The sequence below is a fragment of the Kribbella sp. NPDC055071 genome (genome assembly GCF_053608045.1).
Genome location: NZ_JBSGUS010000005.1, coordinates 98,778 through 114,620 on the forward strand (window position 1 = coordinate 98,778; position 15,843 = coordinate 114,620).

A 15,843-nucleotide genomic window follows, 5' to 3' on the forward strand; every position below is an offset into this window, starting at 1 on the left:
TGCTTTCCGGCAGCACCGCATTTGCGTAATGTCCGCACCATTTTCACACAGGCACCAAATCGGGTTAGGGGGTTACTGGTCCAGACTGAGCGCGGGCGCGCGCCCGGTGTTCCGGGCTCGCGCCGTACAGCCGGCTGGTCAGGCCTTTTCGAGCCAGTAGGTGAGTTGAAGGTCCGCTTCGGTGCCGGTGGCAACAGTCGCCGTGGCTGCCGGGGCCGCCTGGGTCAGCTCGACGGCGAGGACCTCGCGGGCCACCTCGTCGGCATGCTTGCCGAGGGCATCGGTCAGGTCGGCGTCGGTCGAGGTGAGCCAGACCCGGATCCGGTCCGACACCTCGAGGCCGGCGTTCTTCCGGGCCTCCTGCAACGTCCGGACCACCTCGCGGGCCAGGCCGGCCTGCCGCAGCTCCGGCGTGACTTCGAGGTCGAGGGCAACGGTCTCGCCCTGCTCGTTCACCACCGACCAGCCTTCCTTGGGCCGCTCGGACAGCAGCACCTCGGACTCGCTGACCTCGACGTCCGCACCGTCGACCACGACTGTCGCCGTACCCGAGGCTCGCAACGACGACGCCAACGCGGCGGCATCGGCCGCGGCGATCGCGGCGGCGACCACTGGCGTCTGCTTGGCGAACCGCTTACCGAGCTCGCGGAAGTTGCCCTTCGCGGAGAACTCGACCAGGTCCGCACCCGCCGAGGAAAGCGGCGCGACCGAACCCACGTTGAGCTCGTCCGCGATCTCCTGCAGCAACTCGGGGGACAGATCCGCGATCGCGGCCGATCCGACCAGCGCCCGGGACAGCGGCTGGCGCGTGCGCACCTTGGCCTCGGACCGGGCCGACCGGCCCAGCTCGACGACCCGGCGGGCCATCGACACGTGCTGCGCGGCCACATCGTCGATCAGGGCTTCGTCGTACGTCGGGAACTCGGCCAGATGCACCGACTCCGGCAGACCGGGCGTGACCGGCCGGAACACGTCCTGCCAGACCCGCTCGGTCACGAACGGCGTCAGCGGCGCCATCACCCGGGTGAGCACGTCGAGCGTCTCGTGCAGCGTCGCGAGCGCGCTGGCGTCACCGGCCCAGAACCTGCGGCGGGAACGACGGACGTACCAGTTCGACAGCACGTCGACGAACGAGCTGATCAGCATCCCGAGCCGCTGCGTGTCGAACTCGGCGTACGCCGCGTCAGTGTCCCGGACCAGCCGGTGCGTCTCGCTCACGAGCCAGCGGTCCAGCACCGAACGGTCGGCCACGGCCGGCGCGTCGGTGGGTGACCAGTCGGCCAGCCGCGCGTACAGGGCGTGGAAGGCGACCGTGTTCCAGTAGGTGAGCAGCACCTTCCGGACGATCTCGTTCAGCACGTTCGGGCCGATCCCGCGCGCCTTCCACGGCGACCCGGAGGCGGCCATGAACCAGCGCACCGCGTCGGCGCTGTGGTCGTCCATCAGCGGCAGCGGCTCGAGGATGTTGCCCAGGTGCTTGGACATCTTCCGGCCGTCCTCGGCCAGGATGTGCCCGAGGCAGACCACGTTCTGGTACGACGACTCGTCGAAGACCAGCGTGCCGATCGCCATCAACGTGTAGAACCAGCCACGCGTCTGGTCGATCGCCTCGGAGATGAAGTCGGCCGGGTAGGCCTGCTCGAACTTCTCCTTGGACCCCTCGGCCCACGGGTAGCCCCACTGCGCGAACGGCATCGAGCCCGAGTCGTACCAGGCGTCGATCACCTCGGGCACGCGGCGCGACTCGGCACCACAGGTCGGGCAGTCGAACGTGATGTCGTCGACGTACGGGCGGTGCGGGTCGGAGCCGCTCAGGTCACGACCGGCCAGTTCGCCGAGCTCGGCGAGCGAGCCGACGCAGACCTGGTGGTCCTCACCACAGCGCCAGATCGGCAACGGCGTACCCCAGAAGCGGGAGCGGGACACGGCCCAGTCGATGTTGTTGCGCAACCAGTCGCCGTACCGGCCCCACTTGACCGACTCCGGGAACCAGTTGGTCTTCTCGTTCTCCCGGAGCAGGGCATCCTTCACCTGCGTGGTGCGGATGTACCAGGACGGGAGGGCGTAGTACATGACGGGGGTGTGGCAGCGCCAGCAGTGCGGGTACGGGTGCTCGTACGGGACGTGCTTGAAGAGGACGCCGCGGTCCTTCAGGTCCTTGACCAGCGTCTCGTCGGCCTTCTTGAAGAACTGGCCGCCGACCAGCGGGAGGTCCGCGGTGAAGTGTCCGTCCAACTCCACCGGGATCACGACGGGCAGGTTGTACTCCCGGCTAACCGCGAGGTCCTCGGCGCCGAACGCGGGGGACTGGTGGACCAGACCGGTGCCGTCCTCGGTCGTGACGTAGTCGGCTAGCACGACGTAGTGCGCCGGCTCGTCGAACTGGACCAGCTCGAACGGCCGCTGGTACGTCCAGAGCTCCATCTCGCGGCCGACGTACTCGTTGGTGACCGTCCAGCCCTCGCCGAGCGTGCCCAGCAGCGGCTTGGCCACGATCAGTGACTCGGTCCCGTCGGTGGCGACGACGTACTCGACGTCCGGGTGCACTGCGACCGCGGTGTTGGAGACGAGGGTCCAAGGGGTCGTGGTCCAAACGAGCATGGACGCCTTGCCGGCCAGCGGCCCTGAGGTGAGCGGGAAGCGGACGTAGACCGAGGGGTCCACGACCGTCTCGTAGCCCTGGGCGAGCTCGTGGTCGGACAGGCCGGTGCCACAGCGCGGGCAGTACGGCGTGATCCGGTAGTCCTCGACCAGGAGGCCCTTCTCGTGGATCTGCTTGAGCGACCACCAGACCGACTGGACGTACTCCGGGTCCATCGTCTTGTAGGGGTGCTCCAGGTCGACCCAGTAGCCCATCCGGATCGTCAGTTCGTTGAACGCGTCGACGTTGCGCAGGACGGACTCGCGGCACTTGGCGTTGAACTCGGCGATGCCGTAGGCCTCGATGTCGGACTTGCCGCTGAAGCCGAGCTCCTTCTCGACCGCGACCTCCACCGGCAGGCCGTGGCAGTCCCAGCCGGCCTTGCGCTCGACCGAGAAGCCCTTCATCGTCCGGTAGCGCGGGAACACGTCCTTGAAGACGCGCGCCTCGATGTGGTGGGTGCCGGGCATCCCGTTCGCGGTCGGCGGGCCTTCGAAGAACGTCCACGGCGTGCCGCCGGCGGACTGCTCGAGGCTCTTGGCGAACGTGTCGTGCTCGTCCCAGAGGGTCAGCACCTCCCGCTCGAGCGCTGGGAGGTCGACCTGGGCGGGCACCTGCCGCCAGGAAGTATCCGGTGTCTCTGCCGCCATCGTCTGTCGTCCTTCGTCGAGCCTGCTGCCTGCTGGACGAGGGACGAAGCGCCGGGCGTGTCACCCGGGCACCGCGCGGTACCACCCTCCTTGGCGGCCAGAGTGTGGCCACCCACTTCCTTGACGCGTCGCTGCCGGTTCTAATAGGTCGCTACGACTGTTCTTCCGGCGGCTCCGGGGTGATGGCCCCATCACAGCCTTGCGGTGCGCAGTTGTCAGTGTACGGCGTCGTACCAGGCAACTACGAATCGTTAATCGGTGGTCAGTCGCGGGGTCGAGGGCCGAGAATCCTCCGGGGCGCCATGGGATTCGGCGGGGTTCGGCTGAAACGTTTGGTTGACGGAGTGTAGTCGCCGCAATGAGGCTGTGACGCGCGGAACATCGAGTGAGCTTGAAGAACCGACTACCGTATGTCCACGGTCTGCGCGTCGGACTGGCACGTGGTGAACACGTGGCCTAGTGTCTTGCGACCAGTCCGCTTCAGTCTCCGACGAAGGCAGGGGGTAGCTGACCATGGCTACATCGGTGCCCAAGAAGTCCGCCCCCAGACGAACCGCCGCGGCCAAGAAAAGTGCCGCGAAAACGACCGAATCCACGAAGCGCACGACGGCCGAGCCGGCGACCACCGCGGCGAAGACAGCGGCGAAGACCCCTGCCAAGCGAGCTCCGACGAAGAGGGTGGCCATGAAGACGAACGAGAACAGGGCCCCGGCAACGGCGCCGGCGAAGTCCCCCGTACACAAGGCAGAGACCCTCCCGGTGAAGCCCGGCGAGACCCCGTGGACGTCGGCCGAGCTGGCCGAGCTCCGCGGTGAGCTCGAGGGTGACGTGGTGCACCTGCAGGAAGAGATCCGGTCGGCCGAGCAGGAGATCGTCGGGCTGCTGCGCGACGGCGGCGACGGCGCCGGCAACGACCAGGCCGACGTCGGGTCGACCACGCTGGAGCGCGACCACGAGATGTCGCTGGCCAACAACGCCCGCGACATGCTCGACCAGAGCCAGCGCGCCCTCGCCAAGATCGACGACGGCACCTACGGCGTCTGCGAGAGCTGCGGCAACGCCATCGGCAAGGGTCGGCTCCAAGCATTCCCCCGTGCAACACTGTGCGTGTCATGCAAAGAACGCGAAGAACGCCGCTGAACAACACCACCCCGCCCTCCCCGCCAGAGGACGAGATCGTCCCAGAACCGGCCGGCAGTCAGCCGGCCGGTTCTGATCCGTCCCCACCCACCCCAGCCGCTGGAACCCCCACCCCAGCGGAGCTGGGCTCCTCGGCCCCTTCTGCTCTTTCTGCGGCCGAGGTCGCAGAAGGCGGCGAGGCCGGGTCACCGGCCACCGAGCCAGTTGGCGGCGAAGCCGCCACTTCGGCAGAGTCGGGCTCCTCGACTCCTGCAGTTCTTTCTGCGGCCGATGTCGCCGGAGGCGGCGAGGCGGGGCGGTCGTGGAAGTGGACGGTGATTTTTGCTGCCGTTGGGGTGTTGGTGCTTGGGCTGGATCAGGTGACCAAAGCGCTGGCTTTGGCTCACCTGACGCCCGGGGAACCGGTGAATGTGATCGGGAGCTTGCTGAAGTTCAACCTGATTCGGAACTCGGGAGCGGCGTTCAGTCTCGGATCGGGGTATACGCCGTACATCAGCGCCGTACAGATCATCGTGGCGCTCGGCGTGATCTACCTGTCGCGCCGGCTGGGGTCGGCGGGGTGGGCGGTCGCGTTCGGGCTGCTGTTCGGCGGCGCGGTCGGGAACATCATCGACCGCATCGTCCGTGACCCGTCGCCGTTCCACGGGCATGTGGTCGACTTCCTGCAGACCCCACACTGGGCGATCTTCAACGTCGCCGACATGGCGGTGACCTCGGCAGCGATCCTGCTCGTGATTCAGACGCTGCGGGGGATCAGGCTCGACGGCACCCGGGACACCCACCAGTGAGCTCACGGACCGTGATGGTGCCCGACGGCCTCGCGGGCGAACGGCTGGACGCGGCGCTGTCCCGCCTCTTCGGCGTGTCCCGCACCAAGGCCGCCGAGATGATCGAGTCCGGCCTGGTCCAGGTCGACGGCGTCCCGGCCCCCAAATCGTCCCGCGTGTCGCCCGGCGTGATGCTCGACGTCGAGCTCCCACCGCCTCCCGCCGAGGTCACCGTCGTACCGGAGACTGTGGACAACCTCCGGATCGTGTACGACGACGACGAGATCATCGTGGTCGACAAGCCGGTCGGCGTCGCCGCGCACCCGTCACCGGGCTGGACCGGCCCGACCGTGATCGGCCACCTCGCCGGAGCGGGTTTCACCATCTCGACCAGCGGAGCCGCCGAGCGCAAGGGCATCGTGCACCGGCTCGATGTCGGCACCTCCGGACTGATGGTCGTCGCGAAGACCGAGTACGCGTACACCGCGCTCAAACGCGCGTTCAAGGACCGGACGGTCAAGAAGATCTACCACGCGCTGGTCCAGGGTCACCCCGACCCGTTCACCGGCACCGTGGACGCACCGATCGACCGCCATCCGAACCACGACTACAAGTTCGGCATCGTCGCCGGCGGCAAGCCGAGTGTCACGCACTACGAGACCCTCGAGGCCTTCCGGTACGCGACCCTGCTCGAGATCACCCTCGAAACCGGCCGCACCCACCAGATCCGCGTCCACATGTCCGCGATCGGCCACCCCTGCTGCGGTGACCTCACGTACGGCGCCGACCCCGTCCTGGCCGAACGCCTCCACCTCACCCGCCAGTGGCTGCACGCCATGCGCCTGGGCTTCACCCACCCCGGCACCGGCGAGTACGTCGAGTTCACCTCCGAATACCCCGACGACCTCGACCACGCCCTGAACCTCCTCGCTGACGCCCAGTAAATCGGCGGGTTCGGGGAGCAGGACGCACCCGGAACGATCCGTCGAATTCCCCGATTGCGCTGGATGTCCACAGGGGCAGGGAAATGGCCGCGGTGGAGGGGTGGGGACGGGCATGTTGGGGGTATGGGATGGAACGGGTGTGGATCGGGATTTGAGGAACTGCGGCGGCGGCAGGGCGGCGCGTTCAGCCGTGCCCAGGCCAATGCCTACGGGGTGTCCGACCGGACGCTGGCGGTGCGCAGCCGCAACGGGCGGATCCAGCGCCTCTACGTCGGGGCGTACGTCGACTTCAGCGGGCCGGTGCCGTGGGAAACCCGGGTGTGGGCCGCGTGGCTGGCATGTGGGCCGGATGCGGCCGTTGCCGGCGAGACGGCCTTGCGTCGGTACGGACTCGAAGGAATCTCGGACGAGGACGTGATCCGGTTGGAGATTCCGCACGAACGCCGGCTACGTCGACAGCCCGGCATCGCGGTATCCCGACACAGGGACCTCGACAGCCGGGTGCTCGGATCGCGGGAGCCGCCGATGGTACGGCTCGAGGTTGCAGTGTTGACGGTTGCGAGCCGACGGCATAGGTCCGAGGACGCGGTTGCGCTCGTGCTCGATGCGTGCCGCCAGCGGCGTACGACACCGCAGCGACTGCTGTCCGAGTTGGATCGGCTGCGACGGCTTCGGCGGCGAGCCCTTCTCCTCGACGTACTACGAGATGCCGCCGAGGGGACCGAGTCGATCCTGGAGCTGGCCTACCTGCGCAAAGTCGAACGCGCTCACGCTCTCCCGGCTGCGGCGCGGCAGGTTCGTGCCGGCGGTGGCGGCGGATTCGTGTACCGCGACCTGGAGTACGAGCCGTACGGCGTGATCGTCGAGCTCGATGGCCGCGCCGGGCATGAGGCAACTGGTGCTCGCTGGCGGGACATGAGTCGCGACAACGCCGCATTGATGGCGGCGAAGCCGACCCTGCGATTCGGGTACCAGTTGCTCGGCGATCCCTGTACGGCCGCGGCCCAGGTTGCCCAGGTCCTGCGATCCCGCGGCTGGCCCGGCCGCCCCACCCCCTGCACCCCCACCTGCCCCGTCCTCGTCTTCGCTCCTCAGATTTGGGGAGCGCCGCGCACGCAAACTGACCAGTCAGAGTCCCCAGTCGCCGGGGGATGGGAGAGCGGGGAGAAGGGGGTGGGGGTGACCGGATAGCGGGCGATGCGGAGGGCGTCAGCGAGCCGATTCAAAACTGTCCGTGGGCCCTGCATAAGCTGTCGCAGTCTCGCTCATCCACGCCCTGGGAGGTCCGCGCCGATATGGGGTCCAGCGACAGTTTCGTGCATCTTCATGTGCACACCGAGTACTCGATGCTGGACGGCGCCGCGCGGATCGACGAGTTGTTCAAAACCGCCCAGGAGATGGGCCAGCCGGCGATCGCAACGACCGACCACGGCTACGTGTTCGGTGCGTACGAGTTCTGGAAGACGGCGAAGAAGTACGACGTCAAGCCGATCATCGGCGTCGAGGCATACCTGACGCCGCACACCCACCGCAGCGAGCGCAAGCGGGTCAAATGGGGCGATGCGAACTCGGGCCGCGACGACGTCTCGGGTTCGGGTGCGTACACCCACATGACGCTGCTGGCGAAGAACACCTCCGGCATGCACAACCTGTTCAAGATGAGCTCGCTGGCCAGCCTCGAGGGCTACTACTTCAAGCCCCGGATGGACCGCGAGCTGCTGAACACCTACGGCCAGGGCCTGATCGCCACCACCGGCTGCCCGTCCGGCGAGGTCCAGACCCGGCTCCGGCTCGGGCAGTACAAGGAGGCCGTCGAGGCCGCCGCGGAGTTCCGCGACATCTTCGGCAAGGAGAACTTCTACTGCGAGCTGATGGACCACGGCCTCGGCATCGAGCTGGACATCCAGAAGGACCTGCTCAAACTGGCCCACGAGCTCGACCTGCCGCTGGTCGCGACCAACGACCTGCACTACACCAAGCCCGAGGACTCGACGGCGCACGCCGCGCTGCTCTGCGTCCAGTCCGGCTCGACGCTCTCGGATCCGAACCGGTTCAAGTTCGACGCCAACGAGTTCTACGTCAAGACCGCGGCCGAGATGCGCGAGGTGTGGAAGGAACTGCCGGAGGCGTGTGACAACACGCTGCTGATCGCCGAGCAGTGCGACGTCGGCTTCACCGAGGGCGAGGGCCGGTTCATGCCGCGCTTCCCCTGCCCCGAGGGCCACAACGAGGAGTCCTGGTTCATCGCCGAGGTCGAGACCGGCCTGCACCACCGCTACCCGGCCGGTATTCCCGACGACGTCCGCAAGCGCACCGACTACGAGATCGAGATCATCGTCTCGAAGGGGTATGCCGGCTACTTCCTCGTCGTCGCCGACTTCATCAACTGGGCCAAGAAGAACGGCATCCGGGTCGGTCCCGGCCGTGGTTCCGGTGCCGGTTCGATGTGCGCGTACGCGATGAAGATCACCGACCTCGACCCGCTGCTGCACGGTCTGTTCTTCGAGCGCTTCCTGAATCCGGAGCGCATGTCGATGCCCGACTTCGACATCGACTTCGACGACCGTCGCCGCCCCGAGGTGATCCGCTACGTCACCGAGAAGTACGGCGACGACCGCGTCGCGATGATCGTCACGTACGGCACGATCAAGGCCAAGCAGGCGATCAAGGACGCGGGCCGGGTGCTGGACTACCCGTTCGCGATGGGGGACCGGATCACCAAGGCGATGCCGCCCGCGGTGATGGGCAAGGACGTGCCGCTGTCCGGCATCTTCGACTCCTCCCACAAGCGGTACTCCGAGGCCGGCGAGTTCCGCCAGCTGTACGAGTCCGACCAGGACGTCCGCAAGATCGTCGACACCGCCCGCGGCCTGGAGAACCTGAAGCGCCAGTGGGGTGTGCACGCGGCCGGCGTGATCATGTCCAGCGAGCCGCTGATCGAGCTGATCCCGATCATGCGCCGCGACCAGGACGGCCAGATCATCACCCAGTTCGACTACCCGAGCTGCGAGACGCTCGGCCTGGTCAAGATGGACTTCCTCGGCCTGCGCAACCTGACGATCATGGACGACGCGGTCAAGAACATCGAGGCCGCGCACGGCATCGTGGTCGACCTGGACCAGCTCAGCAAGGATCTCGACGACAAACCGACGTACGACCTGCTCGCGCGCGGCGACACGCTCGGCGTCTTCCAGTTCGACGGCGGTCCGATGAGGGCCTTGCTGCGGCTGATGAAACCGGACAACTTCGAGGACATCTCCGCGAGTACGGCGCTGTACCGGCCGGGCCCGATGGGTGCGAACAGCCACACCAACTACGCGCTCCGCAAGAACGGCGCGCAGGAGGTCAGCTACCCGCACGACGAGCTGGCCGTGGCGCTCGAGCCGGTCCTCGGCATCACCTACGGCCTGATCGTGTACCAGGAGCAGGTGATGGAGATCGCCCAGCGCCTGGCCGGCTACACGCTCGGCAAGGCGGACCTGCTCCGCCGGGCGATGGGTAAGAAGAAGCGCGAGGTGCTGGATGCCGAGTACGTCGGCTTCTCCGAGGGGATGAAGTCGAACGGCTTCTCGGACCAGTCGATCAAGGCGCTCTGGGACGTCCTGCTCCCGTTCTCCGACTACGCGTTCAACAAGGCCCACTCCGCCGCGTACGGGCTGGTCTCGTACTGGACGGCGTACCTGAAGGCGAACTACCCGGCCGAGTACATGGCGGCGGTCCTGACGTCCGTGAAGGACGACAAGGACAAGATGGCGATCTACCTGAACGAGTGCCGCCGGATGGGCATCAAGGTGCTCCCGCCGGACGTGAACGAGTCGGACTCGAACTTCACCCCGGTCGGCACCGACATCCGCTTCGGCCTGTCCGCGATCCGCAACGTCGGTGTGAACGTCGTCGCCGAGATCGTCGCGGCCCGTGAGGACAAGGGCCGGTTCACCGACTTCGTCGACTTCATCGACAAGGTCTCGCTGCCGGTCTGCAACAAGCGCGTCATCGAGTCACTGGCCAAGGCCGGCTCGTTCGACTCGATGAACCACGCCCGGCGCGCGGTCGTCGCCGTGCACGAGCAGGCGGTCGACGAAGCGATCGACCTCAAGCGGAACGAGGCGCACGGCCAGTTCGACCTGTTCTCGATGGGCGACGACGCGGAGGAGGGCGAGGGCAACAGCCGCCTGACCGTGACGGTCCCCGAGATCGAGGAGTGGGACAAGGCGACCAAGCTCGCGCACGAGCGGGACATGCTCGGGCTGTATGTCTCCGACCACCCGCTGTTCGGCGTCGAGCACGTGCTCACCAACGGCACCGACTGCACGATCGGCCAGCTGCTCGCCGACGAGGACCGCCCCGACGGCACCCGGGTGACGATCGGTGGTCTGGTCACCGCGGTCCAGCGCAAGGTGAACAAGCGCGGCGACATCTACGCGATCGTCACCATCGAGGACCTCGAGGGTTCGATCGAGGTGATGATGTTCTCCTCGGCGTACCAGCTGCACGCGCACCTGCTCAGCAACGACGCGATCATCTTGATGAAGGGCCGGATCCGCCGCCGCGAGGACCGCGTCGAGCTCAGCGGCGACGAGGTCGTCGTCCCCGACCTGACCGAAGGCCCGAGCGGCCCGGTAGTCCTGACGATGCCGGTCAACCGCTGTACCCCACCGGTCGTCGATCAGCTCCGGGACATCCTGACCTCCCACCCCGGGATGACAGAGGTCCACCTACGACTCCAGGCCCGCCAGAAGACCACCGTGATGCGCATCGGCGACCGCTTCCGAGTAACCCCCACCTCATCCCTGATGGCAGACCTCAAAGCCCTCCTAGGCCCCTCCTGCCTAGCCAGCTGATCCCCGACCGCGGCTCTCGGCGGTTTGTCGGAGGGGTGGTGGGGGTGGGTAACCGGGGGTGCGGGACACTGGCGGGGTGAGTCAGTTTGTGGAGCCTTCGGGGTCTCAGTCGTCGTCTGTGTATTCGCCTCCGGTGGCTGGGGGGAGTTTTGGGGACCCCGTGGTGGCGGAGCCGGGGTTGCCGTGGGCGAAGGCGATTGTGGTGACGGTTGTTGCGTTCCTGGTGGCCGGCGTGGTGGCTGGGTGGGCTTGGCAGCAGTTCTCGCCGTTGGCTCAGTACACGGTGGACGAGAACGGCGGCTCGCTGGGTGAAGAGCAGATGACCCGGATCTTCGGGCCGGATGGGACCTTCACCGCGATCGGGTTCCTGGTCGCGCTTGTGCTCGGTGGTGCGCTGTTCTGGTGGCTGCGGAACTACGGTCCGTGGTCAGTCTCGGTCGTGACGCTCGGCGCGTGCCTCGGGTCCGGTGTGTGCTGGGGTGTCGGCATGTTGCTCGGTCATGACCCGATCCAGCCGCGCTTGCAGGCAGCCAAGCCGGGTGACCTGGTCTCAGCCCCACTCGAGCTGCACACCTGGACGCCCGCGGCCGCGTGGCTGATCGGCGCGGCTTTGGCCTGCGCGATCCTCGCCGCGGCCACCTGGCGTAGTGAGCCGGTGACGCCCGCATCTACGACCGCCGGACCTGCAACCACTTCGCAACCTGCTGCGTCAGAGACGTCGCCCCCGGTGCAGTAGCGTTTGGCAGTCCGGTGGGTGAGGCCACCGGAGCCAGCGAGGGAGCTTATGTCCGACCAGAACACCCCGCCCACCCCGCGCCACCCTGGCGCGCCCGGCGGACCGCAGCAGCCCCAGAACCCCTACGGCCAGAACCCCCAGGGCCAGAGCCCGTACGGCGGACCCCCGCAGGGTCAGCCCCCGCACGGCCAGCCCCAGGCCCAGCCGCCCGCCGGCCGCCCGCAAGGTCAGCCCCCGCAGGGCCAGCCGCCGCAGGGTCAGAACCTCTGGCCGCAGCCCGGACAGCAGCACCCCAACCAGCCCCACCCCGGCCAACCGCATCCCGGCCAGCCGCAGCCTGGTCAGCAGTACGGCGGCCAGCAAGCTGGTCAGCACGGCGGAGCCCAGCCTGGGCAGCAGCAGTACGGCGGGCAGCAGGCTGGTCCGCAGTACGGCGGAGCTCCGCAGTCTGGCCCGTACTACGCGCAGGGCGGGCCGCAGTACGGTCAGCCGGGTCAGTCGGCGTACGGTCCGGCCGGCGGGCAAGCGTCGTACGAGCAGTTGCAGGTCGGTCAGCCGCAGGAGTGGCAGCCGGAGCCGAAGAAGAAGCGTGGCAAGCTGATCCCGCTGGTCGCGGCGCTCGCGATGGTGATCGTCGTCGCCGGCGGCGGAATCTTTGCCTACGGCAAGCTCAAGGGTGGTGACCAGCCGGCCTCGGTGCTGCCCGGCACCGCCGTCGCGTACGCCCGCATCGACCTGAACCCGTCGGCCGGCCAGAAGGTCGCGGCGATCCGGTTCATGCTGAAGTTCCCGTCGGTCAAGGACAATTTCGGCCTGACCGGTGAGAAGGACGATCTGCGGCAGAAGCTGTTCGAGCAGATCAAGAAGTACGCCGGTGACGATCTCGCTGACGTGGACTACGACAAGGACATCAAGCCGTGGCTCGGCGAGCGCGCCGGCATCGCCGCGCTCCCGCCCGCCGAGGGCAAGTCCGAGCCGGACGTCGTGCTCGCGGTCCAGGTGAAGGACCAGGACGCCGCCACCAAGGGCCTGGACAAGCTGCTGGCCAAGGCGGACGAGAAGCCGGGCCGTGCGTTCAGCAACGGGTACGTCCTGCTGAGCGACAAGCAGGCCATCGTCGACGCGGCCGTCGCCGCCGCCAAGGACAACCCGCTGGACAAGAACGCGAAGTTCAGCGCGGACATGGACAAGCTCGGCGAGCAAGGCTTCATGTCCGCCTGGGCCGACATGAAGGGCATCGCGTCGATCTCCGGCAAGGTCGACTCCCAGGCGCTGTCCGGCGTCGGTGACGCGAGTGTCGCGGCCGCGCTGCGGTTCGACTCGTCGTACGTCGAGCTGAAGGGCATCGCCCACGGCGACCAGAGCGTCAAGGTGAACAACGCCGACGCCGGCGACATCGTCACGAAGCTCCCGGACAGCACGGCCGGTGCGCTCGCGGTGTCCGGCGGTGACACGCTGGTCGACACGATGTGGCAGCAACTCCAGAAGTCCGGCAACCTCCAGCCGATGATCGACGAGGTCACCGGCGAGACCGGCCTCACCCTGCCGGACGACCTGAAGAGCCTGCTGGGCAAGAACTTCGCGGTCACGGTCGACAAGGAGATGTCGAACGGCCCGAAGATCGCGGCCCGGATGGAGACCGACCCGGCCAAGGCCGAGCCGGTGGTCGAGAAGCTGACCACGCTGCTGCGCAGCCGCACTCCGGTGAACGTCCCGATCCAGCAGGCCAAGGACAACGACACGCTCGTGATTTCCACCGATCAGAGCTACGCCGAGCAGGTGCTGAAGGGCGGCAACCTCGGCCAGTCCGACACGTTCAAGCAGGCCCTGCCCGACACCAAGGGCGCGGCGATGATCGGGTACGTCGACTTCCAGTCGCTCAGCGCGATCAGTCAACGGTCCAGCTCCGACAAGGACCTGGCCGCCCTCAAGTCGGCCGGCATCGTCGCCCGCTCCACCGGCGACGGCCAGGCCGAGTTCGACCTCCGCGTCGTCGCCAAGTAGTCAAAGCAGTCACAGCAGTCGACGTAGTCACAGCAGTCAAAGCAGTCAAAGCAGTCACAGGGAAACCCCGGACGAGATCGTCCGGGGTTTCTTGTCCGCCGATGTCGAAAACACCGGACCTGTCTCTACCTCCTGAGTGAAAGCGCCAATCACAGAAGGAGAACCACCATGAATCACGTCAGCGAGATCCGGACCGTCGGTGTGCCGGTGACGGATCAGGACCGGGCCGTCACGTTCTACACCGAAACCCTGGGGTTCGAGCTGCTGATGGACGCGCCGCTGCCGCAGTTCGGTGGCCGGTGGATCACGGTCGCGCCGGCTGGCGCCGCGGCGAGTATCGCGCTGGTGCCGGCCAAGGACGACGTACCGGCTGGTGTCGACACCGGCATCCGGATGGCCAGTCCGGATGCCAAAGCGGCGCACCAGCATTTCCTGGACGCGGGCGTGGACACGGGCGACCTCCTCGAGTGGCCGGGCGTCCCGCCGATGTTCAGCCTCCGCGACCCCGACGGGAATCGGCTGTACGTGTCTCAGGCATAACCCGGGAACGCCACCCCGGTGAGCGAGGCGCAGGCGTCGAGGAACGAGGCCTGCAACTCGGGATCCGATGCGGCGGGGTGCGTCCGGTGTGGGCGCAGGTGGTAGTAGTACTCGCCGCTGGGCGTGCTCGGCGCCGTCGCGAGCCAGACCTGCGTCAGGTGCGCCTGGCTCAGGTCGCCCGGCGCGCCCCGGCCGCCCATCTTGGTCGGGACCCAGCCCGGGTCGACGGCGTTCGAGAGTACGTCGGGCCACAGCCGGGCGACCGCGAACGCAAGGACCACGTCGTACAGCTTCGAGTCCGAATACGCCTGCGCACCCCGCCACCGCCGCCGTACCCACTGAAGATCGTCGAGTACGACGTCCGCACCCTCGTGCATGCCTGAGCTCAGATAGATCAGACGGTCGGGCCGGTCGATCAAGGCGGTCAGCAGGTACGGCGCCAGCGTGTTGATGGCGAACACGTGCTCCAGTCCGTCGATCGTCTCGATCCGCGGCTCCTGGTAGCCGACGGCCGCGTTGTGGATGACCACGTCGAACCGCCCCGACTCGTTGGCCTGCCGGGCCAGGTCGCGGGTCTCCGCGATACTCGCGAGCTCACCGGTCAGGACGGCCTCGGCCCTGGGCAGCGCTCGGGCCGCCTCGCCGGCCCGGGCCTCGTTGCGGGCGTGCAGAACGACGCTGTGCCCTTGTTTGATCAGCTCCGCTGCGGCCGCCTGTCCAAGGCCGTCGGCCGATCCGGTGATCAGAATGCGTGCCATGTGTTCACCTTGCCAGCTTCTGGATCAGACGAGGGCGTGGCCGCCGTCGGCGGTGACGATCGTGCCGGTGGCGTAGCCCTGGTTCATGAGGTAGAGGTAGGCCTCGGCGATGTCGGTGACCTCGCCGACGCGGCCGACGGGGAGCAGGCGGGAGGTCTCGTCGTACAGGCTCTGCTGGTCCTCGATCGACAGGTCCGACCAGAGCGGCGAACGGACGACACCCGGCTTGACCGCGTTGACGCGCAGGGGAGCGAGCTCGACCGCGAGTGCCCGGACCAGCGAGTCCATCGCGCCACAGATGCTCGCTGCCACCGACCAGCCGGCGCTCGGTCGGTCACCCGCGGCGCCGGAGGTGAGTACGACGGAGCCGCCGGGCCGGATCTTCGCCGCGGCCGCGCTGACAGCACCGACGGCGCCGAAGTACCGCAGTTGGAACGCCTGCCGGGCGCGAGCCAGGTCCATCGACGCGACCGGGAGCAACGTCAACGACTCGCCGGCGGTGTAGACGAGGTGGTCGAACGGGTCGAGCCGGTCGAAGAACGCCGCGACCGCGGCGGCATCGGTGAGGTCGACGGCCTCGCCGGATGCGTTCGGGGGAAGGGTTTCCAGCGCACGCTTCACCGAATCAGGGTTGCTGGAGGCAACGATCACGGTGGCGCCCTGGCCGGCCGCGAGCTGAGCGGTCGCGAGACCGATCCCCGACGTACCGCCGAGAACGACGACGCGCTGATCCTGCACACTCATGGGACTGCCTTTCGTGGTTGGGTTCGCTTCCACGATGCGGCGTCGCGGCGGGCCGCGTCCAAGACCTGTTCGGTCGGC

At 67.8% G+C, this 15,843-nt stretch carries 11 protein-coding genes; 8 read left to right on the forward strand and 3 right to left on the reverse strand.

Translation table 11 applies throughout. The features are described from left to right. Nucleotides 1-138 precede the first annotated feature (138 nt). Nucleotides 139-3,291, reverse strand: a complete 3,153-nt coding sequence (gene ileS, locus ACWF4Z_RS10820) for an isoleucine--tRNA ligase (protein ID WP_452242770.1) — start codon at nucleotides 3,289-3,291, stop codon at nucleotides 139-141. Between the two features lie 684 nt (nucleotides 3,292-3,975). On the opposite strand from ileS, the gene ACWF4Z_RS10825 reads away from it, so the two are divergent. From ACWF4Z_RS10825 to ACWF4Z_RS10860, 8 genes are all read left to right on the forward strand, one after another. Beyond that, the gene (locus ACWF4Z_RS10825) at nucleotides 3,976-4,431 is read left to right on the forward strand and encodes a TraR/DksA family transcriptional regulator (RefSeq protein WP_452242771.1); all 456 of its coding nucleotides are present in this window, start codon (nucleotides 3,976-3,978) and stop codon (nucleotides 4,429-4,431) included. Further along, on the forward strand, nucleotides 4,404-5,219 hold the full coding sequence (gene lspA, locus ACWF4Z_RS10830) for a signal peptidase II (protein ID WP_452242772.1): 816 nt from the start codon (nucleotides 4,404-4,406) through the stop codon (nucleotides 5,217-5,219). Before ACWF4Z_RS10825 ends, lspA begins: the two co-directional genes overlap by 28 nt. Before the next feature lie 14 nt (nucleotides 5,220-5,233). Then, nucleotides 5,234-6,142: an RluA family pseudouridine synthase gene (locus ACWF4Z_RS10835; RefSeq protein WP_452243009.1), complete on the forward strand. Its 909-nt coding sequence runs from the start codon at nucleotides 5,234-5,236 to the stop codon at nucleotides 6,140-6,142. A 123-nt stretch (nucleotides 6,143-6,265) separates the two neighbouring features. Continuing rightward, nucleotides 6,266-7,333 (forward strand): type IV toxin-antitoxin system AbiEi family antitoxin domain-containing protein, encoded by a 1,068-nt coding sequence (locus tag ACWF4Z_RS10840; protein ID WP_452242773.1) that lies wholly within the window; start codon nucleotides 6,266-6,268, stop codon nucleotides 7,331-7,333. A gap of 104 nt (nucleotides 7,334-7,437) precedes the next feature. Further along, entirely contained in the window at nucleotides 7,438-10,983 is a 3,546-nt protein-coding gene (dnaE, locus tag ACWF4Z_RS10845) for a DNA polymerase III subunit alpha (protein WP_452242774.1), read from the forward strand. Between the two features lie 163 nt (nucleotides 10,984-11,146). Beyond that, the gene (locus ACWF4Z_RS10850) at nucleotides 11,147-11,719 is read left to right on the forward strand and encodes a hypothetical protein (protein WP_452242775.1); all 573 of its coding nucleotides are present in this window, start codon (nucleotides 11,147-11,149) and stop codon (nucleotides 11,717-11,719) included. Between the two features lie 48 nt (nucleotides 11,720-11,767). After that, a complete protein-coding gene (locus tag ACWF4Z_RS10855; protein WP_452242776.1) occupies nucleotides 11,768-13,723 on the forward strand; it encodes a DUF3352 domain-containing protein in 1,956 nt (651 codons plus the stop codon). Between the two features lie 168 nt (nucleotides 13,724-13,891). Beyond that, entirely contained in the window at nucleotides 13,892-14,263 is a 372-nt protein-coding gene (locus ACWF4Z_RS10860) for a VOC family protein (protein WP_452242777.1), read from the forward strand. Here ACWF4Z_RS10860 and ACWF4Z_RS10865 read toward each other — a convergent pair. Further along, nucleotides 14,254-15,021, reverse strand: coding sequence for an SDR family NAD(P)-dependent oxidoreductase (locus ACWF4Z_RS10865; RefSeq protein WP_452242778.1), 768 nt, complete (start codon nucleotides 15,019-15,021; stop codon nucleotides 14,254-14,256). The two genes, ACWF4Z_RS10860 and ACWF4Z_RS10865, sit on opposite strands and share 10 nt — an antisense overlap. Before the next feature lie 24 nt (nucleotides 15,022-15,045). Beyond that, entirely contained in the window at nucleotides 15,046-15,765 is a 720-nt protein-coding gene (locus tag ACWF4Z_RS10870; RefSeq protein ID WP_452242779.1) for an SDR family oxidoreductase, read from the reverse strand. Nucleotides 15,766-15,843: the final 78 nt, after the last annotated feature.